Source organism: Streptococcus sciuri (assembly GCF_024814375.1).
Classification (GTDB): Bacteria; Bacillota; Bacilli; order Lactobacillales; family Streptococcaceae; genus Streptococcus; species Streptococcus sciuri.
The window spans coordinates 44,283-64,067 of the sequence record NZ_JANUXX010000007.1; the positions used below are offsets into that span (position 1 = coordinate 44,283).

The 19,785-nt window shown below is 39.6% G+C and carries 18 protein-coding genes, 1 other RNA gene and 1 pseudogene; 3 read left to right on the plus strand and 17 right to left on the minus strand.

The window, feature by feature from the left end:
* Positions 1 to 137: 137 nt before the first annotated feature.
* From NXS10_RS06470 to NXS10_RS06490, 5 genes are all read right to left on the minus strand, one after another.
* On the minus strand, positions 138 to 734 hold the full coding sequence (locus tag NXS10_RS06470) for a response regulator transcription factor (protein ID WP_259138968.1): 597 nt from the start codon (positions 732 to 734) through the stop codon (positions 138 to 140).
* The gene (locus NXS10_RS06475) at positions 731 to 1,825 is read right to left on the minus strand and encodes a sensor histidine kinase (protein WP_259138970.1); all 1,095 of its coding nucleotides are present in this window, start codon (positions 1,823 to 1,825) and stop codon (positions 731 to 733) included. Before NXS10_RS06475 ends, NXS10_RS06470 begins: the two co-directional genes overlap by 4 nt.
* Positions 1,822 to 2,562: an ABC transporter permease gene (locus NXS10_RS06480; protein WP_259138972.1), complete on the minus strand. Its 741-nt coding sequence runs from the start codon at positions 2,560 to 2,562 to the stop codon at positions 1,822 to 1,824. The genes NXS10_RS06475 and NXS10_RS06480 overlap by 4 nt, the downstream gene beginning before the upstream one ends.
* Positions 2,559 to 3,431 (minus strand): ABC transporter ATP-binding protein, encoded by an 873-nt coding sequence (locus NXS10_RS06485; protein WP_259138974.1) that lies wholly within the window; start codon positions 3,429 to 3,431, stop codon positions 2,559 to 2,561. The genes NXS10_RS06480 and NXS10_RS06485 overlap by 4 nt, the downstream gene beginning before the upstream one ends.
* A gap of 131 nt (positions 3,432 to 3,562) precedes the next feature.
* Positions 3,563 to 5,170, minus strand: a complete 1,608-nt coding sequence (locus tag NXS10_RS06490; RefSeq protein ID WP_259138976.1) for a ribonuclease Y — start codon at positions 5,168 to 5,170, stop codon at positions 3,563 to 3,565.
* A gap of 194 nt (positions 5,171 to 5,364) precedes the next feature.
* On the opposite strand from NXS10_RS06490, the gene NXS10_RS06495 reads away from it, so the two are divergent.
* The gene (locus tag NXS10_RS06495) at positions 5,365 to 5,847 is read left to right on the plus strand and encodes an S-ribosylhomocysteine lyase (RefSeq protein WP_259138977.1); all 483 of its coding nucleotides are present in this window, start codon (positions 5,365 to 5,367) and stop codon (positions 5,845 to 5,847) included.
* Positions 5,848 to 5,881: 34 nt separating this feature from the next.
* Here the strand turns inward: NXS10_RS06495 and NXS10_RS06500 are convergent, their stop codons facing one another.
* The 5 genes from NXS10_RS06500 to NXS10_RS06520 all read right to left on the minus strand — a co-directional run bounded on the left by NXS10_RS06500 (position 5,882) and on the right by NXS10_RS06520 (position 9,936).
* Positions 5,882 to 7,321 (minus strand): cell division site-positioning protein MapZ family protein, encoded by a 1,440-nt coding sequence (locus NXS10_RS06500; protein ID WP_259138980.1) that lies wholly within the window; start codon positions 7,319 to 7,321, stop codon positions 5,882 to 5,884.
* 11 nt (positions 7,322 to 7,332) lie between these two features.
* Complete coding sequence (locus NXS10_RS06505) at positions 7,333 to 8,493, minus strand: THUMP domain-containing class I SAM-dependent RNA methyltransferase (protein ID WP_259138982.1); 1,161 nt, start codon at positions 8,491 to 8,493, stop codon at positions 7,333 to 7,335.
* Positions 8,494 to 8,565: 72 nt separating this feature from the next.
* Positions 8,566 to 8,933, minus strand: an RNA gene (rnpB, locus tag NXS10_RS06510) — RNase P RNA component class B.
* A gap of 13 nt (positions 8,934 to 8,946) precedes the next feature.
* Entirely contained in the window at positions 8,947 to 9,288 is a 342-nt protein-coding gene (gpsB, locus tag NXS10_RS06515) for a cell division regulator GpsB (protein ID WP_259138984.1), read from the minus strand.
* Positions 9,289 to 9,414: 126 nt separating this feature from the next.
* Positions 9,415 to 9,936 (minus strand): SLOG family protein, encoded by a 522-nt coding sequence (locus NXS10_RS06520; RefSeq protein WP_259138986.1) that lies wholly within the window; start codon positions 9,934 to 9,936, stop codon positions 9,415 to 9,417.
* Between the two features lie 81 nt (positions 9,937 to 10,017).
* On the opposite strand from NXS10_RS06520, the pseudogene recU reads away from it, so the two are divergent.
* Positions 10,018 to 10,628 (plus strand): annotated as a pseudogene (recU, locus tag NXS10_RS06525) (Holliday junction resolvase RecU).
* A complete protein-coding gene (pbp1a, locus tag NXS10_RS06530) occupies positions 10,615 to 12,810 on the plus strand; it encodes a penicillin-binding protein PBP1A (protein ID WP_259138988.1) in 2,196 nt (731 codons plus the stop codon). The pseudogene recU and the gene pbp1a overlap by 14 nt, the downstream one beginning before the upstream one ends.
* 156 nt (positions 12,811 to 12,966) lie before the next feature.
* Here pbp1a and pepC read toward each other — a convergent pair whose 3' ends face one another.
* The 7 genes from pepC to NXS10_RS06565 all read right to left on the minus strand — a co-directional run bounded on the left by pepC (position 12,967) and on the right by NXS10_RS06565 (position 19,727).
* Complete coding sequence (pepC, locus tag NXS10_RS06535) at positions 12,967 to 14,304, minus strand: aminopeptidase C (protein ID WP_259138990.1); 1,338 nt, start codon at positions 14,302 to 14,304, stop codon at positions 12,967 to 12,969.
* Between the two features lie 80 nt (positions 14,305 to 14,384).
* Positions 14,385 to 15,209, minus strand: coding sequence for an NAD(+) synthase (gene nadE, locus NXS10_RS06540; protein WP_259138992.1), 825 nt, complete (start codon positions 15,207 to 15,209; stop codon positions 14,385 to 14,387).
* Positions 15,206 to 16,666: a nicotinate phosphoribosyltransferase gene (locus tag NXS10_RS06545; protein WP_259138994.1), complete on the minus strand. Its 1,461-nt coding sequence runs from the start codon at positions 16,664 to 16,666 to the stop codon at positions 15,206 to 15,208. The genes nadE and NXS10_RS06545 overlap by 4 nt, the downstream gene beginning before the upstream one ends.
* A gap of 147 nt (positions 16,667 to 16,813) precedes the next feature.
* The gene (trxB, locus tag NXS10_RS06550; RefSeq protein ID WP_259139058.1) at positions 16,814 to 17,725 is read right to left on the minus strand and encodes a thioredoxin-disulfide reductase; all 912 of its coding nucleotides are present in this window, start codon (positions 17,723 to 17,725) and stop codon (positions 16,814 to 16,816) included.
* A gap of 82 nt (positions 17,726 to 17,807) precedes the next feature.
* Positions 17,808 to 18,032, minus strand: a complete 225-nt coding sequence (locus tag NXS10_RS06555) for a DUF4059 family protein (protein ID WP_306345020.1) — start codon at positions 18,030 to 18,032, stop codon at positions 17,808 to 17,810.
* A 154-nt stretch (positions 18,033 to 18,186) separates the two neighbouring features.
* Positions 18,187 to 18,930 carry an amino acid ABC transporter ATP-binding protein gene (locus NXS10_RS06560; protein WP_259138996.1) on the minus strand — a complete coding sequence of 248 codons (744 nt, stop codon included), beginning with the start codon at positions 18,928 to 18,930 and terminating at the stop codon, positions 18,187 to 18,189.
* Positions 18,930 to 19,727, minus strand: coding sequence for an amino acid ABC transporter permease (locus NXS10_RS06565; protein WP_259138998.1), 798 nt, complete (start codon positions 19,725 to 19,727; stop codon positions 18,930 to 18,932). Before NXS10_RS06565 ends, NXS10_RS06560 begins: the two co-directional genes overlap by 1 nt.
* Positions 19,728 to 19,785 lie beyond the last annotated feature (58 nt).

Here is a 19,785-nt window from a genome sequence, read left to right on the forward strand (position 1 = left end):
CAGCCCAATATAGCTAATAAAAGCTCAAATCATGGCTGTTTGTTAGTGCTTTGATTTTCAAAACCAATATCGACAATTGCTCTGATACATCCCCAAGTGTATTAAATTTACTCAGTATAGCATGCTTTAGAGACATTTTATAGCCAATCCTTTTGACATGATTTTTGAATAGCCTCCATGCGATTAGAAACGCCCAATTTACTCAAAATCCTAGAGGTATAGTTTCGGACAGTGCCATCAGACAGATAGAGTTTTTTTGCGATTTCCTTACTAGTCAGACCTTGTGCGATGTGTTTTAATATCAAACGCTCTTGCTGGGTAAGCGGATTATCATCATAAGCCATATCCTCAACTAGCTCTGGTGAATATTCTTTGCCTCCAGCAAGGACGGTATTTATGGTGGTCATCAACTCTGAGGTGGAGCGATCTTTTAGGACATAGGCATCCACCCTAGCTGCTAAAGCGCGTTTAAAATAACCTCTTCGTCTAAAGGTTGTCACAATAATAACTTTTATCTCCCTGTGTTGACGTATCCATTCCAGAACTTCTAACCCAGATTTTTTAGGCATCTCAACATCTAAAATTGCTACGTCAACAGATTCTTTTTCAAGCAAAGCTATTGCCTCTAGACCATTACTTGCTTGGTAAATCGTCTCAACACTTTCTTCCATAAGGAGTAATTGACACAGAGCATCACGCAACATAGACTGATCTTCTGCTACTAATAATCTCATACTCTACCTCCCTCTTGTAACTGTATCCTAACAATCGTTGGATTTTTCATCGAAACAACAAGACTTGTGCCATTGACTAACCGCAGGCGCTCATGGATACTTGTTAGCTCATCTCCAGTAAGTGAGGCAAAGCCTATTCCATCATCCTCACAGATAATAACGACTTTCCCATTTTGATGGCGTTCTAGCGTTAAGTAACAATGCTTAGCTTCACTGTGTTTAACCACATTATTGGTCAATTCACGTAAAACCATGGTAATCGTTGACTGGAGCACAGGCGATAAGCTCTCAAGCTCTAGCTTATTTGTCAACTGCAGGCTAATCCCAGACAGGTCAAACAAACGCTCAATCTCCTGCAACTCCTCAGCCACAGAACGGTACTTGAGATTATTGACAATCTCTCGGACTTCATACATAGACTCGTGGCTAATACGATTGAGGTCCTCGATTTGCTGCTTGGCGCTGTCATACTGCTTGTTTTCTAGCTGCTTTAGGGCAAGCTCGGTCTTTAGCGTCATCATAGCAAAAGTGTGCCCAAGCGTATCATGCAAATCACGTCCGATACGATTGCGCTCATTTTCAGCAGACAGGATGTTTATGGTGCGGTTCTTCTCCACCAACTTCTGCTTGATGAGACGTGCCTGATGGTCTTTTTTAGAGGCTACTGTAATCCCCATGATAAAGACAAGCACAAACAAAAGCTGCATAGCATTTGCCACGCTCATACCATCTCTCACAACCACCGTCGCAACAGCGCCAAAAAGGGTCAGATAAAAGAGAATGAATTGCCAAGAAAACCAGCTAGCATTGAACTTGTAGACCAAAAGATTAGTCGCAAAGAAAAAGTACCAGACAAAGTTGACATCGCCAAAAACCACCATGCCATAGATGTAAGCAAGGATAAGAAGCCAAAACAGCCAGTTGCATTTCGCTAAAATATCTCGTACCAAAAAGAAGTAAGCTATGGCAAACAAAACGGTCGCAGGAATCACAAGAATAGCGCTCTTCCAGTCATAGATGGAACTCAGCGCAAAGACAAGAAACAGTAAAGCGGCATCGTAGCGAATAAATGACAAGGGGTGTTTTTTCAACGGTCTCCAAACTCCTTTTTCTGACTCGTCCAAAATAGCAGTAGCAAGGCACCAAGTGCATAAGCAATGAGGACAAAAAATGATGTGTTTATTATTGTACCATTTTTGAGGTAGCTTGTAACTAAGTGATAAAAGTGATAGGTCGGTATGCACTTGCTGATTGCCTGCAACCAGTCAGGAAACATAGTTAAAGGCATCCACATGCCACCAAGCATGGCTAAGCCGATGTAGAGAAGGTTGCCAGCAGTCGATAGGGCTTCGCTGGATTTTACGGTAGATAGCAGCAGACCAAAAGGCAAAAAGCACAGCATGGCAAACATAAGTAAAACCGCTGACATCAGCCACTCTGACGTAGGCAGATCAACCCCACGCACAAAGTGCCCCACTGAAAAACTCACCACAATCGCTACAAGGTAAAAGAGAACAATCCGCAACATCTTAGCCAGATAATAAAGCGGCATAGGAACTGGTGTGTGCTTTAAGAGGCGCAGGCGGTTGGTTTTTCTATCCTCTACTAGAGAAAAAGGCAGAGTGAAGAAAACAAGACTAAGACTAGCAAAGGCTGTCATCGTCATCAGGTAGTCTCGTAAAACGGTTTGCTCAGCTGAGCTCGTCCCAACTCCCTGCGAGAAAAAGAGAAAGAAACAAGAGGGCAAGATAATTGCCGTTACAAAAGAAACAAGGTTACGTTTGGTTAGCAACCATTCATTCCGCATCAAAGCTCTAAACATCGTCATTTCACACTCCCATCATTAAAAATACTATCCATCAAACTGCGATTGGTCATCTCAATATCAGCAATCGGACATTTTGCTTCTTCAAGCAAATGCCAGACTCCTTCAACGTCGTTGCTTGTAAAGCTGATATTGTCCCTTTTTTCCTCAATAGCTGAAGCGTCGTCTATCTTCTCTAACAAATAGCGGTAGCTAATGGGCACTGTAAAGATTTTCTGACGCTTTTCTTTTTTGAGGGCATACGGTGTCGTGTCACGAAGCAACTGCCCTTCCTTTAGCACCAGCACTCTATCTGCTGTCTGCTCCACCTCCTCGATATAGTGAGAAGAGTAGATAATGGTTTTATCTTGCGCTTTTAAGTCGTCAATCAATCGCCAAAAATACTGACGTGTAGCTGTATCCATGCCCGCTGTCGGCTCATCCAAAAAGAGAATGTCAGGCTTCCCAATCAAAATCAAAACAAACTGCAACATGCGCTTTTGCCCGCCAGATAGAGTGCTTGCAAAACTGTCATACTGCTTGTCTGAAAAACGCAGCAAGGCTTTTATCTCCTCATCAGAGAGGGTGTCCTTGTAGATGGCTTTTTGAAAAGCAATAAGCTCACGCACTTTCATCTTTTCTTGGACCAGATTTTCCTGAAAAAGGACAGTCGCTTTTGACTTTAAGTCCTTTGCCTGTGGCGACTGCCCGAGGATACGAATCTTGCCACCTGTCATCTTGACATCGCCTAAAAGACAGGACATGAGAGTGGTCTTACCCGCCCCATTTGGTCCAATGAGCGCTACACACTCACCATCTTCAATCTGAAAACTGATGTCTTTTAAAATGCTCTTATCTGCTACTGATTTGTTTAAACTTTCTACACGAATCATGTCAAACTCCTTTCTAAGATACACTCCCAGTATAGCAAGAAACGACATTTCCTTATAGACCAGTTTGTCATTACGTGAGATGACTTTTATCACTCCATCAAAAAACACTTAGAACAAAAGTTCTAAGTGTTTTATTTAGCATAGGCAATAGCACGCGCCTCACGAATGAGAGTTACTTTGATATTACCTGGATAGTCTAAATTATTTTCAATTTTCTTTCGTACCTTGTGCGATAAAATCACCATTTCATCATCAGAAATCTGATCAGGGCGCACCATAATACGAATCTCACGTCCTGCTTGTAAGGCAAAGCTATTTTGAACACCATCAAAGCTATTAGCAATGTCCTCAAGGTCACGCAAACGTTTGATGTAATTTTCAATAGATTCATTTCTAGCACCAGGACGAGCTGAACTAAGTGAATCAGCAACAGCTACAAGCACTGCAATAACCGTCTCAGGGTCAACATCTCCATGGTGGCTAGCAATAGCATTGACCACTACAGGATGTTCCTTATACTTGCGTGCCAATTCAGTACCAATCTCAACGTGACTGCCTTCGACTTCCTTATCTACAGCTTTTCCCATATCATGTAAAAAACCTGCTCGTCTAGCAAGAGCCACATTTTCACCAAGCTCACCAGCCAATAAGCCTGCTAGTTTGGCAACTTCAACTGAGTGACGAAGGACATTTTGCCCATAGCTAGTGCGAAATTGTAAACGTCCCATTACCTTGATCAAATCAGGATGTAAGTTAGGAGCCCCCACTTCAAAGGCTGCAGATTCTCCATATTCACGAATGCGCTCATCCATCTCCAAACGATTCTTCTCCACCAACTCTTCAATACGAGCTGGGTGAATGCGACCATCCTGAATAAGCATCTCAAGTGTCATGCGAGCGATTTCCCGACGAATAGGATCAAACCCTGACAAGATAACTACCTCAGGAGTGTCATCAATAATAACGTCAATCCCAGTTAAGCTCTCAAGTGTTCTTATGTTACGACCCTCACGTCCGATAATCCGCCCTTTCATACTATCATCAGGAAGATGAACCGTCGTTACAGTTTGCTCAGGAACAAAGTTTCCTGCTAAACGCTCCATAGCTTGAGACAATAGATTTTTAGCAATCTTTGTCGAGCGTTCCTTGATATCACGCTCCGCCTCACGAACACGTGCTGCTATCTCATGAGTAAGACCTTCTTCTGTTTTTTCCAAGATAAGTTGTCGTGCTTGGCTCTGCGTGAGAGCGGCTAAGCGTTCCAGCTCCTGATGCTTTTGTTCCTCTAAAGTTGCGACTTGTTTTTCACGCTCATCAATATGTCTAGTGCGATCTGTTAGACTCTGCTCCTTACTTCCGAGGAGTTTTTCACGATCTGAGAGCTTTTCATCTTTGCGATCAAGAGTCGCTGCACGCTCTGTCAAACGTGTTTCCATATGCTTTAGCTCTTGTCTTTCAGATTTGAACTCTTTATCAACGTCTTCACGATACTTCCTAGCCTCTTCTTTTGCCTCTAAGAGATATTCTTTTTTTTGAGCTCTGCTATCACGCTCTGCTGACTGGCGAATGTGTTCTGCTTCCAGCTCAGCTTTACTGCGAACATTAACAGCTTCTTGTTCAGCATTTAAAAGAGTTTGCTCTGCAGCTGTTTGAGATGCCTTTAAGCGCATCGTCATCACTACATAGCCTATAATCAAACCAATGAGGGCACAAACAACAGCAATAATCACATTAAGCATGTTTATACCTCAATCTAAATATTACTAGCTTTCATTAAACGAAAGCCCATCTAACAGTCTATCATAAAATTCTACAATTCTCAATTTAAAATTAGTAAGCATTTTTCAAGATTTTATGATATGATAGCTTAAAGACAACCTTTCATAAAAACAAAGCTACTAGGCTTTGCTGAGACATTTCACAGGAGGAAAATATGTCAAAAGAAGTTATCGTTGAAAGTTTTGAGCTTGATCACACCGCTGTCAAAGCACCTTATGTCCGCCTTATTTCTGAAGAAAAGGGTCCACTTGGAGATATTATTACAAACTTTGATATTCGCTTGGTTCAACCTAATGAAAACGCCATTCCTACTGCTGGGCTTCACACAATTGAGCATCTACTAGCCAAATTGATTCGTTCTCGTATTGATGGTATGATTGACTGCTCCCCATTTGGTTGTCGTACAGGTTTTCATATGATTATGTGGGGACAACATACTAGCACCGACATTGCCAAAGTCATCACATCGAGTCTAGAAGAAATTGCGAACACCACCACTTGGGAAGACGTTCCAGGAACAACCATTGAATCTTGTGGAAACTACAAAGACCACAGTCTCTTCTCCGCTAAGGAATGGGCAAAACGCATTCTCTCTGAAGGAATTTCAGATGATCCTTTCAACCGCCATGTCGTTTAAAAAATATCAGACGAAATTCGTCTGATATTTTTTGTCAATAATCAAGCGCATCAGAATGACCAGGAGCATTTCCAACAAAGTAACCTGTCTTAGCATTGATAGAAAAGAGATAAGTGCCATCAGGCTTAAACATATTATAATAACCATTACCATTAATAATATTAACACGCTCTAAAATAAAATTGTTACCTGTGATATAGCCACGTTGACGAGAAATCTCTAAAATCTTCTCAAGCACACCAGCATTAAACGTCCAAGCAGGGTTTGTACTATCAGCAATCTTACCAAAATCATACGGTACGCGACTGCGATCACGCTGCAAGATAGCAGGGTCATAGTTCGTAATACCATAGCTGGTAGCTGCTGAAACTTCTTGAGCATTCAATACTTGATTGCTATCTGTTGCAGTTTGTGCTTGAGATGGTGCTGTCGTAGTAACTGATGTCTCCTGACCACTAGCCAATTGCCCACGTCCTTCTGTAACAGCTGCTTGCAAAACTTTATCAAGAGTACTATTTCCTGTATTTAAAGTTTTACTATCTAGGTCATCAAAATTTGCATCCGATTTAACCGCCGCATCCGTTTGACTCCCATCGACAACCTTGGCTGAATCAAACTTATCATTGACTGCTTGAATAGCTTTAATTTGCGCCTCTAACCGATCATACTTGCTTTTAGCTGCTTTATAATAACTAGTATTTTTCAAAGCAGCTAACTTTGTCTGCAAATCAGATAATTGATCAAATTGACTGTTTTTTAGTGCTGTTTGTGTACTGTCTGTAAAGAAAGCGTCATAAGCCTTAGTAAAGACGCTGTTAGCCTCTTTAGCTGCCTTTGCACTTGTTGTAGTACTTGATTTACTGGTCTTTACCGTTAAAGACTTATTAACATTTGTTGGCGATTGCTTCTTATTGTGACTAAACCACGTGAAACAAAAAGCTATAATGGCTAACACAGCAACTGTCAAAACACCCCAGACAATACGACGCATCCGTTTTGGATTGCTTTTCTCAACAAAACTCTCCTCAGATAAAAATCCTACCTCTTGAGCTATCTCACTATTTTTTTCTTCCCTTTTCTCAACAGGTGACAACTCTATCTCGTCAATAACAGGTCTGCTCTCAATCGTTGTTTTGACTTCTTCTGCGTCAAGAGATTGCTGCTCTTCTTTTTGGTTTTGTGTTTCAATCTCTTCTAATTCTTGCAATTCTTGCTTTTTCTTTTCAATAAACGCATCAAGCGATGCCGTGTCTAACTGCTCAAGCTCAGCCACTTTGGTATCAAACTTCTCTGCTACCACTTCATCTCGATGCTGTTTGATGTAGCGATCTAAAATACCGTCTTTCTCAGTGATACCAGCTTTCATATCCGCTTCTGCTCTAGCTGCCTCTCCAACGGTCATATTTTGTGCTTTTTCAAAGTCAATGCCGTCAGGTCGCTTGCTTTCTTGTTGTTTATCGGTGTCTTTTGTCACAATAAGCTCTCCTAGTTCGTTTTGCCTTGTCTTTTAACCCTTTGTCCAAAGAATTGATACAAATCAACCCTTAACGCTCCATTATACAATTTGCGTTTTTTGTCTGCTTGACGTCCAAAGTTTTTTTCAAACTGCTCATCGCTAGTTAAAATAAACTGACTCCAAGTCTTCAAAGGCGCAAAGGTTTTACCCATCTCATTATACAAAATATCCACAGCTTTGTCACCAAGTAAGCGCTCACCATATGGTGGATTAGAGATAATGACACCACCAATCTTATCCGTTCTAAAATCCTGCAAACGCATCTGCTTAAAGGTGATAACATCATCTACACCGGCTGCTTTAGCATTTGCTTTTGCTATCTCAACCATACGAATATTAATATCAAACCCTGAAATATCAAGCTCTACAGCCTCATTAATGGCTCTTTGAGCTTCTGTGCGAACACTAGCAACAACTGCTTGATCCACCCATTCCCAACTTTCAAAAGCAAAGTGGCGCATCAAACCAGGTGCTATATTTTTCCCAATCAATGCTGCTTCAATACAAAAGGTTCCTGAGCCACAAGTTGGGTCAACCAAGGGTTTATCAGGATACCAGTTGGACAGTTCTAAAATAGCCGCTGCCATATTTTCCTTAATTGGAGCACCGCCTTTATCCATGCGATAGCCACGTTTAAAAAGACTAGATCCTGTGGTATCTATCATAATCATCACTTGATCTTTCAAAATAGATACTTCAATTTTAAACTCTGCGCCAATTTCTTGCAAAGGAACATTTTCTGGACGATGATAAATTTTTTGTAGTTTCTTAACCACTGCTTTTTTAGTGATAGCTTGGACACTCGGTTCATTGTGTAATTGTGACTTGACACACTTTGCCTTAGTGATAGGAAAAGTCGCACCAAGTGGCAGATAATTTTCCCAATCTAGCTTAAAGACACCCTGAAATAACGATTCAAAAGTTTTGGCTGGAAAACGCCCAACAATAATCTTGATGCGGTCTGCTGAACGTAGCCAAAGATTGGTCTTAGCAATCGTCTTGACATCTCCTTCAAAATAAACCTTACCATTATCTACCTGACAATTCATTCCAAGCGCTCTTATCTCGCGCCCAACTACCGCTTCTAAACCAGCCGCAGCTGTTGCTACTAAATTAAAATGCTCTTTCATCTTCTTATCCTTACTTTCAAAAATAGAGGAGCTGAACCTATAGCTCAACTCCTAAAAACCTATTATGCAATTTTCTATAAGCCATGTTTTGTTCCAGTGGCAACTAGGCCTTGCCACCTTCGATAATCATCTGTCTACTGCAAAAGCAGTCAGGATAGATTGTTCGTTTCCAACTATCCCATGCCCCTACCAAAGTTTGGGTTGCTAGCTTGAGGGGTTTACCGCGTTCCACTTTTTAGATTTCCCTAAAAACTACGTCACTGTGGCACTTTTCAGATCTACTTGAGCTTATCAAAAGACTTAGCCCGTTTGATCGCCGTAAGGCATCACTACCTCCCTAGGCTTATTTTTTCGCCTAGCACAAACACTACCAGCATCACAGCCAGTGCTAGCATGGACTTTCCTCATAGTGTTTAACCACCACGCGATTATCCAAAAATTGCACAGTTCTCGTCATTCTTTGATTTGTTTACCAAAGACTTCTTTTTCTAAGCGACTAATACGCTTCAAAATATCTAAATTTGTAGCTGTTTGTGAACTTTTAATAACCTTAGGTTGAGCGCCATAAAAAGAATTAGTCTTACGATAAGATGAAACAGTCTCTTTTGCTTGCTCAGACTTTGTTTTTTTAAGACTAGAATTTTCTGCTTTCAAGCGTTCAATCTCCGCCATAAAGGCTTCATAATCCTTAATGACAACATCTAAAAATTCATCTACTTCACGGCGATCATAGCCACGCATCGTAACTTTAAAGTCTTTTTCAAAGATATCCTTAGGGACATATTTCACATTCATACAACTCAAGTCTCCCTTACACATTCAATTCATCCACGCACTAAGTATACTAAGCGCTTCTTAATGATACCTAAACTTGCTCCAAAAATCAAGCTAAATAAAACCGTTAGGCGAAAAATATTTTTCCTAATCTTCTGCTGCTATTTCATTTAAACGCTCAAAAGTGAGATAAGTGATAGGATAATCTACCTCATTTTTCATACTAGCTAAGAGATACTTGAGATTAGTCTCTAACTCTTCGTCATAAAAAAGATAAGCCTCGTCTGTATTGGCAATTACAAAGTGATTGTGCTTGGCAAATTGGTCAGGGTTGTTATAGCTAGGATATGAAAATTTAATAAAATCAACGTTTTTAAAAGCTTGTAACTTTTCCTGATTTCGCTCATTCCAGTTATGCCCATGATTTTCAAAAGGAAATAGTGTCGCCATACTAAATACATATCCTTCTTCTTGTAAACCTTTTGCTACCTCAAGCGCCCAATACTCAAAACCAAGATTTCCCATAAAAATGAACCAATCTACCCCATTATCCAAAAAACGAATAAAATCTCTTTGTATCGCTCTCTTAATAAGAGCAATCCTAGGATCAGTATCTGTAAAGATACCCAATTCAAAACTTTTATAGCCTGAGATTAAAACTGCAGTCATTTGATGTAATCCTCTCTAAAAGTATGGTATAATAGAATGGCTTATAACTTATAAGGAAAATGGTACTAGGAGTTTTCAACAATGGTGAACTATCCTCATGGACTTATTCGTAAAAGCACACCTCTTCGTTCTGATAAATCTGAGCGTCAGACAGTTGATTTTGCTAATCGTGGTATGAGCTTTGAGGCAGCTATCAACGCAACCAATGCTTACTATCTCTCGCGCAAAATAGCTGTCATCCATAAAAAGCCAACCCCTATTCAAATCGTAAAGGTTGACTATCCAAAGCGCAGTCGTGCTAAGATTGTCGAAGCTTATTTTAGACAAGCCTCAACAACCGACTACTCCGGCGTTTATAAAGGACGCTATATTGACTTTGAAGCCAAAGAGACCCAGCAAAAGACAGTTATGCCTATGAAAAATTTTCATCAGCATCAGATTAAGCACATGGTCAATGTTATCGAACAAGATGGGATTTGCTTTGTACTTTTGCATTTTTCAACTTTAAAAGAAACCTATCTACTGCCTGCCAAGCTCTTAATTGATTTTTATCAAATTGATTTAGGAACCAAATCCATGCCTCTTGATTATATCAAAAAAAATGGATTTGAAATTGGTTTGGGCGCCTATCCGCAAGTCCCATATTTGGAAGTTGTGGAAAATCATTTATTTTAGGCGGTGATTATCATTAAAAAAACAGTATTTAAATGGCTGAAATACGGTATTGGTATTGCTATCAGTCTCTTCATTGTTGCAGTTATGGCTGGTACTGCTCTATTTATTTATTACGCAAGTACAGCACCAAAATTGTCCGAAAAATCGCTCAACTCAGCAAACTCTAGCTTGGTCTACGATGCCAATGACAACTTAATTGCTGATCTTGGTTCTGAAAAACGTGAAAGTGCTAAGACAAGTGATATTCCTCTCGATTTAGTAAAAGCAATTACCTCCATCGAGGATAAACGTTTCTTTAAGCACCGAGGTGTTGATATTTATCGCATCTTAGGAGCAGCTTTTCATAACTTGACAAGTTCAAGTACTCAAGGAGGGTCTACACTTGATCAGCAGTTAATTAAGCTAGCTTATTTCTCCACAAAAGAATCCGACCAAACCCTAAAACGTAAAGCGCAAGAAGTCTGGATGGCTATCCAGATGGAACGCAAATACACCAAAGAAGAAATCCTTACTTTTTACGTCAATAAGGTCTACATGGGCAATGGCAATTATGGTATGCTAACCGCTGCTAAATCTTACTATGGTAAGGATTTAAAAGAGCTCTCCATTGCTCAGCTGGCACTACTCGCTGGTATACCACAAGCACCAAGTCAATACAATCCTTATGATCAACCAGAAGCAGCTAAGACTAGACGTGACACTGTTTTACATGAGATGTACAAAGATGGCAGTATCACTAAAACAGTATACGACACAGCCATCGCAACACCTGTAACAGATGGTCTACAAGAACTAAAAGAATCCACAAGCTATCCTAAATACATGGATAACTACCTTAAGCAAGTGATTGAGCAAGTCAAAGATAAAACAGGACAAGACATCTTTACAGCTGGACTCAAAGTTTACACCAATATCATACCAGAGGCGCAACAACAACTCTATGATATTTATAACACCGATCTTTATGTCGACTACCCAGATGATGAATTACAAGTTGCATCAACTGTTGTGGATGTAACAAACGGTAAAGTCATCGCTCAATTAGGTGGACGTAATCAAGATACCAACGTATCCTTTGGTACCAATCAAGCGGTTCTAACAGATCGAGATTGGGGTTCAACGATGAAACCTATCACAGACTACGCACCAGCTATTGAGAGTAAAAAGTACACTTCGACTGCTCAACGTCTCAATGACTCCGTCTACTACTGGCCAGGTACTAGCACACAAATCTATGACTGGGATAGACAATATCTTGGTTGGATGACCATGCAAACAGCTATCCAACAATCTCGAAATGTCCCTGCAGTGCGGGCTCTGGAAGCAACAGGACTTGACTATGCTCTCAAATTCCTAAATGGTTTGGGTATTGATTATCCAGAGCTACTCTACTCCAATGCTATATCAAGTAATACAAGTAGCACAGAGCAAAAATACGGCGCAAGTTCAGAAAAAATGGCTGCTGCTTATGCTAGCTTTGCTAATGGTGGTACTTACTACGAACCACAGTATGTCAATAAAATTGAATTTAGCGATGGTACTACTGAGACTTATGATGCTAAAGGTAGCAAGGCAATGAGTGAAACAACTGCTTATATGATGACAGATATGATGAAAACTGTCCTAACCTATGGAACAGGAGTGCGTGCTAGTATATCAGGTGTTATACAGGCAGGTAAGACTGGAACCTCAAATTATAGTGATGCTGAATTATCTCAAATAGAAGCTTCCACCGGTATCTATAATAGTTTTGTTGGTACTATGGCACCAGATGAAAACTTTGTCGGTTACACCAACAAGTACGCTATGGCTGTTTGGACAGGATATAAGGATCGCCTAACACCAATTTATGGTAACGGACTCTATGTTGCAACAGATGTCTACAAAGCAATGATGACTTACCTCACAAATGGTTACAGTTCAGATTTCACTATGCCAAGCGGTCTCTATCGTAGCGGTGGTTACCTTTACCTAAGTGGAACTACACCAAGTTATCTTAGCACAGCTACCACTTATAGCAGTAGCTCTAATTCATCAACAACCAGCAATTCTTCTACTGTTGAGAGTCAAGATAAGGATGACGATCATACAAACACTGAAAGTTCAGCCAGCATAGACTCTCAACAAATAGATGCTGATGAAAATAGCGAGGGTAATGCTACAGTAAGCAACAATAACAATCATTCGAATAATCCTTAAAACAACAACTCTAGAGTTTTTTAGAAACCTTTTCTCAGTATTCATTCCTATTAGAACAAATGGTTGATAACATAAAAGACTAAAAAGAAATGACTATAAAGTCATTTCTTTTTAGTCTTTTATTTATGTTGATGCTATTTTTATCTAAAAACAACATTAACGACTCGCTAAAGAACCCATCGGATCCCAAGCTGATAGAACTTGTGGTTCTGATTCATATGCCTTTAGTTCTTCTGCAGTTAAGAACTCTTTTCGAACGACAATCTGATATGCATATTCATCCATCCAGCTATCAGAAGCGACAAAATAACCTTTTTGACCCACCTTGTTTCCCCATGAATTTTCAACTTTCCATTTAAGCGATTTGCCAGATACATCTAAGTCTACGCCTGTCAAGACCATGGCATGTGTCATGAGACTTTCGCTATAGTCTAAACGTCCTGCCTTATCCTGTATCAAATGGATGTCCATGCTTGAGGCAAAGTCATAAGTATTTGTTGCCAAGATACCAGCTTGGCGATCGCTTGATTGACCAACGTCAGAACCAAACCAGATTGTTTCACCTGATTGCAATTGAGCGATGGCTAACTCTTTAAAACGATCCATCTCAAGATTGAGATATTTGACAGGGCGACTACCAACAACGTTTCCTAATAATTCAACAGTATATGATTTTCCAAACGGTTTATCAGATGTAGGAGCGTTGATAACAGAAACATAGTCAGATAAGTTCAAACCAACATACTTTTCATAAAAAGCTTGTGGTGTAATATTTTTTTCTACATGATAAGCATTGTCTTTGTCACGATAGGCAAAGTCAAACTGACGCGGTGGTAAACCAAGAGTTATAGCTAAGAAGTTAAAAACTTCTTGGAGAAGTTCTTCCTTTTTAGCCTGAACAATCGCTTTATCAGCGCCACTGTTAAGCAAGTCACGCAAGATTTGCGCATCTTGACGCAGGAGTTTGTTAAGGTACCGATTTAACTCACGGCTACTGCTTGAGGCAATAGACTCTGGATAAACAGATTTTGGAACAACCCCGTATTTTTCAAAAAGAGAAACAACCATGTCCCATTGACCACCGTCTTGTTGAGGAGTATCCAACAAAAACTTGACTTTACGGCTATTTGTTGACTCGGTTGCAGATACGATAATTTGCTCTAAAAACCAATTTGACTTTTCATATTTATCCCAAAAAAAGGTATAAGCTTGTGAGAGTTCAAAATTCTCCAGTTTAAATTCACTGATGAGTTTGTGTCGAAAAGTATTTAAGGCGGCAAACATCCAGCAACGCCCAGATGCTTTTTGATTGGCTACCTCATCTTTGGTCAAATCAATAGAAAAAGCATGATCATTGTCAACAGCACTTTGTCGCGTCTCAAGAGATTTCAAAAGACCATTGTGTGTTACTGCATTTTCAATAGCACGGTATTTTGCATTTTCAGAAAATGCTTGATAGAGTTTGTCCGTAAATTCTTGTGTTAATTCTGACATAATTTCTCCTTTTATCCAGTTATCATCTGATAACATCTATCATTATAGACCTTTCCTAGTTTTTTTCAAGTAGTAATGACTCATGCTTTCCAAAAATCATCAAATAAAGTAATCGGAAGATGACGTTTGTGTTCACCTTTACGCCACCAATTTTCAATAATGTTCTGAGCTGATTTGGAAATGTTTTTGCCTTCTAGATAATCATCAATCTCATTATAAGTCACACCAAGTGCAATTTCATCAGCGATACCTGGTTTTTCTTCCTCAAGATCAGCTGTCGGAACTTTCTCATACAAGGATTTATCCGCTCCTAAACTCTCTAGTAATTGCTTACCTTGTCGTTTATTAAGACGGAAAATAGGCAAAATGTCAGCTCCTCCATCTCCAAATTTGGTGAAAAAGCCTGTTACATTTTCAGCAGCATGGTCTGTTCCAATGACAGCACCAGACGTCTCACCCGCTACTGCATACTGACTAATCATACGTTGACGTGCCTTGATGTTGCCTTTATTAAAGTCTGAAATGTTCAGTCCTGCTTCTTGTAGTGCAACAACCTCTGCATCAACTGCTTCTTTAATATTTATGGTCAGTATTTTATCAGGCTTAATAAAAGACAGTGCTGCTTGAGCATCATCTTCATCCGCCTGCACACCATAAGGTAAACGAATGGCGATAAACTGATAGTCTTTTTGTGTTTCTGCACGCAACTCCTCTACTGCTAACTGAGCAAGGCGACCAGATAAGCTAGAATCTTGCCCTCCTGAAATCCCCAAGACATAAGTTTTTAAGAAAGGATGTTTTAACATATAAGCTTTTAAAAAATCAATAGACTTCCTAACTTCTTCTTCTGGATTGATAGTAGATTTGACGCCTAATTGACTGATAATTTGTTCTTGTAAGGTCATTTTAATTCTCCTTTAGCATAGGTTTCACGACGGATACGGTCAATCAAATTCATCTTGTGTTGCCAAACATCACGTGCTAAGTCAACAGGATAATCTTGTGGATTGAGCACACGCTTGTATTCATCCCAGAGCTTATCAAACTCTTTTTTTGCGTAGACTTGTATCTCTTCTAAACTCGGAAGAGTATAAATCAATTTTCCTTTATCGAAAATATCAACTAGCAATGGTACAGCATCAAAATGGCGTACAGTTTTATTGATGTAAGTGTACGTGGGATGGAACATCTCAATCTCATCAAGTTTTTCTACATCGCTATCTGCAAAAGTAATGTAGTCCCCCTCTGATTTACCTTTTTCTCGACTCGTAATACGCCAAACCTGCTTTTTCCCAGGTGTAGAAACTTTTTCAGCATTATTGGAGAGTTTGATACGATCAACCATTTGTCCATTGTCATCTTCGATAGAAACAATCTTATACACAGCACCAAGTGCTGGCTGGTCATAAGCTGTGATTAGTTTTGTTCCAACACCCCAAACATCTATCTTAGCTTTTTGCATTTTCAAGTTTAAGATAGTATTTTCATCAAGATCATTAGAAGCATAAATCTTAGCATCAGGAAATCCTGCTTCATCTAACTGCTGACGAACTTTTTTAGACAAATAAGCTAAGTCTCCTGAGTCCAAACGAACACCTAAAAAGTTAATGCTATCCCCTAACTCCTTAGCCACACGAATAGCAGTCGGTACACCGCTTCGCAAAGTATCAAATGTGTCAACAAGAAAAACGCAGTCTCTATGCGTTTTAGCATAAGCTTTAAACGCTTCGTAATCATTGCCATAAGCTTGGACAAGCGCATGAGCATGTGTACCAGAAACAGGAATTCCAAAAAGCTTACCTGCACGAACATTAGAAGTTGCGTTAGCACCACCAATGACAGCGGCTCGTGTACCCCAAATAGCAGCGTCCATCTCCTGCGCACGGCGCGTTCCAAACTCTAAGAGTGGCTCATCATCAATCACTGATCGGATACGAGCTGCTTTTGTCGCCACAAGAGTTTGAAAGTTGATAATATTTAAAATAGCAGTCTCGACCAGCTGACACTGGGCTAGTGGACCTTCAATTTGAACAATAGGCTCATTGGCAAACACCAAGTCCCCTTCTTTGGCAGAACGCACAGACAAAGTCATCGTTAAGTGTCGGAGATAATCTAGAAAGGCTTCGCCATAACCTAGCGTCTCTAGATAAGATAAGTCACTCTCAGAAAATTTAAGGGTTTCCAAATACCTAACAATACGCTCCAAACCTGCAAAAATAGCATAACCATTTTTGAATGGCTCTTTGCGGAAATAAACCTCAAAAACTGCATTTTTATCATGAATACCTTGTTCAAAGTAAACCTGCATCATATTAATCTGATAAAGATCTGTGTGCAAGGTTAAACTATCATCTTGAAACATCTCTATTTTTCCTCCAGATGGTTCCTTCCTCTTTCATCATTAGTCTGTATATAGTATCTTTTAAAAATAAGATAAAAACATCGTTATTTTTAGAATATTTCTAAAATGGATAACTGAGATTTAAATACCTCAGATCTTATTTATCTTTTAGTGTTCCGTGATGTATTGGTAAACCCCCTGTCCTGCGATAGCCCCTTCACCAACGGCTGTTGCAATCTGACGAAGATTTTTCTTTCTAACATCTCCAATGGCAAAAACTCCAGGAATGCTGGTTGTCATATCTGTATCTGTGATGACCCATCCACTCTCATCTGTGATACCAAGTTCCTCTACCATATATGAGACAGGATTCATACCGACATAGATGAAAATACCAGCAAATGCATGCTCAGATAGCTCACCTGTTTTGGTATTTTCTACAAGAACTCCGCTCACTTTCGTCTCATCACCTTTGATTTCCTTAACAACAGAATCCCAAATAAAATGAATTTTAGAGTTCGAAAAAGCTCTATCTTGGATAATCTTTTGCGCACGTAATTCATCACGTCGATGAATAATGGTGACAGACTTGGCAAACTGTGTCAGATAAATAGCTTCTTCTACCGCAGAATCTCCACCACCGACAACAAGCAAATTCTGTTCTCTAAAAAAAGCACCATCACAAACTGCACAATAAGAAACGCCACGACTCATGTATTCTTGTTCACCAGAAACACCTAAAAGGCGGTATTTAGCACCGGTCGCAAGGATGATAGTTTTTGCCTCATAGGTACTATCCTCAGTAATAACTCGCTTCATCTCACCACAATCTTCTACTTTTTGGACGATACCGTAAATGTTGTCAATATTAAATTTTTCAAGAGGTTCGTACATCTTCATAGAAAGTTCTGGTCCTGAGATATGATCATACCCTGGATAATTTTCAATCTCAGAGGTGTTGTTCATTTGACCACCAGGAGCCCCCTGTTCGATAATACCGACCTTAAGATTAGATCTCGCAGCATAGAGAGCCGCTGTCATCCCTGCTGGTCCTGAGCCAATAATCAACGTGTCATACATCACATATTCTCCTTAACTGATTAATAACATAAATTATGACTACTGTTGTGACCTACATAGTCATCACCAAAGGTCAAAAAACTCATGCTCTTAGCATAACGATTAGCGTAGTAAACGCAAAGGCAAGTATAGGTACAGTAATCAACGTAATCATCATCAAATCATATAAAAATGCCTGACGTTCTTTGGTAGTCTTATCCTTACGTTTAGATATGCGCCACAAAAGCCAGATCCCACTAACTATCAAAATCAGTACAAAAGCCACTAGCAAGCCAGACCCATAAAATTGAACCATTTGAAAAAACATATCAAATCCTCTTACTTTTAGACTATTATATTAAAAAAGGTTGAAACCAAGTCTCAACCTCGCTATAAACATAACTTCTAAGACTTGTTTAATGTGCTTATCTCACTTTTATCTAAATGAGAACTGCTCTTTTCATTATAACAAAAGTCTCACTTTAAACATAGGTTTTAGTATAATTTGCAAAAAATTCTTTTGTGCGTTCCTTTTTGGGATGCTTAAAGAGTTGTTCTGGTGTACCTTGTTCAAGAATACGTCCGTTTTCTAAAAAGAGAACCTTGTCTGCCACCTGATACACAAAACTCATATCATGACTGACAAGTATCATGGTCTGTCCTTGTTTAGCCGCATCAGCAATAGATTTTTCCACCTCTCCGACAAGTTCAGGATCAAGCGCTGATGTTGGCTCATCCAATAAAAGCACATCTGGTTTCATGGCTAGAGCACGTGCAAGAGCCACGCGCTGTTTTTGCCCTCCTGAGAGATGTCGTGGATAGTGATTTTCACGATCTGATAGTCCAACTTTTGCCAACTCTTTCTTGGCAAGAGATGTAGCTTCTTGATCAGATATTTTTTTGACAACCTTTAGGCCTTCCTTTACGTTATCAAGAGCTGTACGACGCTCAAAGAGATTAAATTGTTGAAAAACCATCGCTAGTTTTTTCCTAAGGGTTAAAATCTGTTCCTTAGTAATGGTTTGTAAATTCACTTTAAAGTTATCAATAGTGATGGTTCCTAAGTCTGGTTCTTCAAGATAATTGAGACTGCGTAGAAAAGTTGATTTTCCTGCACCCGAAGCTCCAATCAAAGCAACAACCTCACCCTGCTCAATCGTCAGACTCAAATCATCTAACACTTCATTGCCCGAAAAAGATTTTGATAAATGTTCAATCGTAATCATCAGCGTTCTCCTCCTGTCGTAATACTATTGATGGTGTCAGGTGTCTTTATTGCCATACGACGCTCAACGAAATTACCGATTTGCTCTATGATGATGCTAATCACCCAATAGACAAGAGCTACTGAAATAAAACGTTCAAAATAGCGGTAGTCTGAACCACCTAAAATCTTTGCTTCAGCAAACATTTCGACAATTCCTGCATTAAAGGCAAGAGACGTTCCCTTGGTTAGACCAATCAAACTGTTAATCAAGGTTGGTGTTGCAATAACCGCAGCATTTGGAATAATGACACGGCGATAAATCTGAACTGTTGTCATTCCAAGACTCTTAGCCGCTTCAATCTCACCATTATCAACCGCCTGAATAGCAGCACGCAAAGTTTCACTAGTATAGGCAGCTTCATTAAAAGCAAATGCTGCAATGGAGAAAATCTCTGCAGGAATAGCATTAACATTCCAGTTAAAACCGTAACGCTTGTTGAGATAATTCAGAAAAAGTGGAATACCGTAGTAAGTCAACATCAATTGCACCAAAATGGGAGTTCCACGCAAAAAGCTAACAAAGACAGCTTGGATAGGATAGATAATCTTGGTTTTATTGATTTTGACAACAGCAAACAAAAGTGCTAAAACTAAGCCAAATAACGCACCAAAAAAAGTTAAACTAAGAGTAATAGGCAAGCGACTCAAAATCTCTGGAATACCGTTAAAAACGGCACGTAGACTAAATGTTTGCCCAGAGGGAATGTAATCCATTAAGCGATTATACCAAGACCATGATGCTAAGACTAAATTCATCTGCTGTTTCCTTTTCTACCATTTTTCTATTTTACCATTGTAACACCACACAAGCGAT

Coding starts and splice junctions, on each gene's coding strand:
- NXS10_RS06470 (WP_259138968.1), bottom strand. CDS start 734: ATGAGATTATTAGTAGCAGAAGATCAGTCTATGTTGCGTGATGCTCTG.
- NXS10_RS06480 (WP_259138972.1), bottom strand. CDS start 2,562: ATGACGATGTTTAGAGCTTTGATGCGGAATGAATGGTTGCTAACCAAA.
- NXS10_RS06485 (WP_259138974.1), bottom strand. CDS start 3,431: ATGATTCGTGTAGAAAGTTTAAACAAATCAGTAGCAGATAAGAGCATT.
- NXS10_RS06490 (WP_259138976.1), bottom strand. CDS start 5,170: ATGCTTAATGTGATTATTGCTGTTGTTTGTGCCCTCATTGGTTTGATT.
- NXS10_RS06495 (WP_259138977.1), top strand. CDS start 5,365: ATGTCAAAAGAAGTTATCGTTGAAAGTTTTGAGCTTGATCACACCGCT.
- NXS10_RS06505 (WP_259138982.1), bottom strand. CDS start 8,493: ATGAAAGAGCATTTTAATTTAGTAGCAACAGCTGCGGCTGGTTTAGAA.
- gpsB (WP_259138984.1), bottom strand. CDS start 9,288: ATGAATGTGAAATATGTCCCTAAGGATATCTTTGAAAAAGACTTTAAA.
- NXS10_RS06520 (WP_259138986.1), bottom strand. CDS start 9,936: ATGACTGCAGTTTTAATCTCAGGCTATAAAAGTTTTGAATTGGGTATC.
- pepC (WP_259138990.1), bottom strand. CDS start 14,304: ATGTCAGAATTAACACAAGAATTTACGGACAAACTCTATCAAGCATTT.
- nadE (WP_259138992.1), bottom strand. CDS start 15,209: ATGACCTTACAAGAACAAATTATCAGTCAATTAGGCGTCAAATCTACT.
- NXS10_RS06545 (WP_259138994.1), bottom strand. CDS start 16,666: ATGTTTCAAGATGATAGTTTAACCTTGCACACAGATCTTTATCAGATT.
- trxB (WP_259139058.1), bottom strand. CDS start 17,725: ATGTATGACACGTTGATTATTGGCTCAGGACCAGCAGGGATGACAGCG.
- NXS10_RS06555 (WP_306345020.1), bottom strand. CDS start 18,032: ATGTTTTTTCAAATGGTTCAATTTTATGGGTCTGGCTTGCTAGTGGCT.
- NXS10_RS06560 (WP_259138996.1), bottom strand. CDS start 18,930: ATGATTACGATTGAACATTTATCAAAATCTTTTTCGGGCAATGAAGTG.
- NXS10_RS06565 (WP_259138998.1), bottom strand. CDS start 19,727: ATGAATTTAGTCTTAGCATCATGGTCTTGGTATAATCGCTTAATGGAT.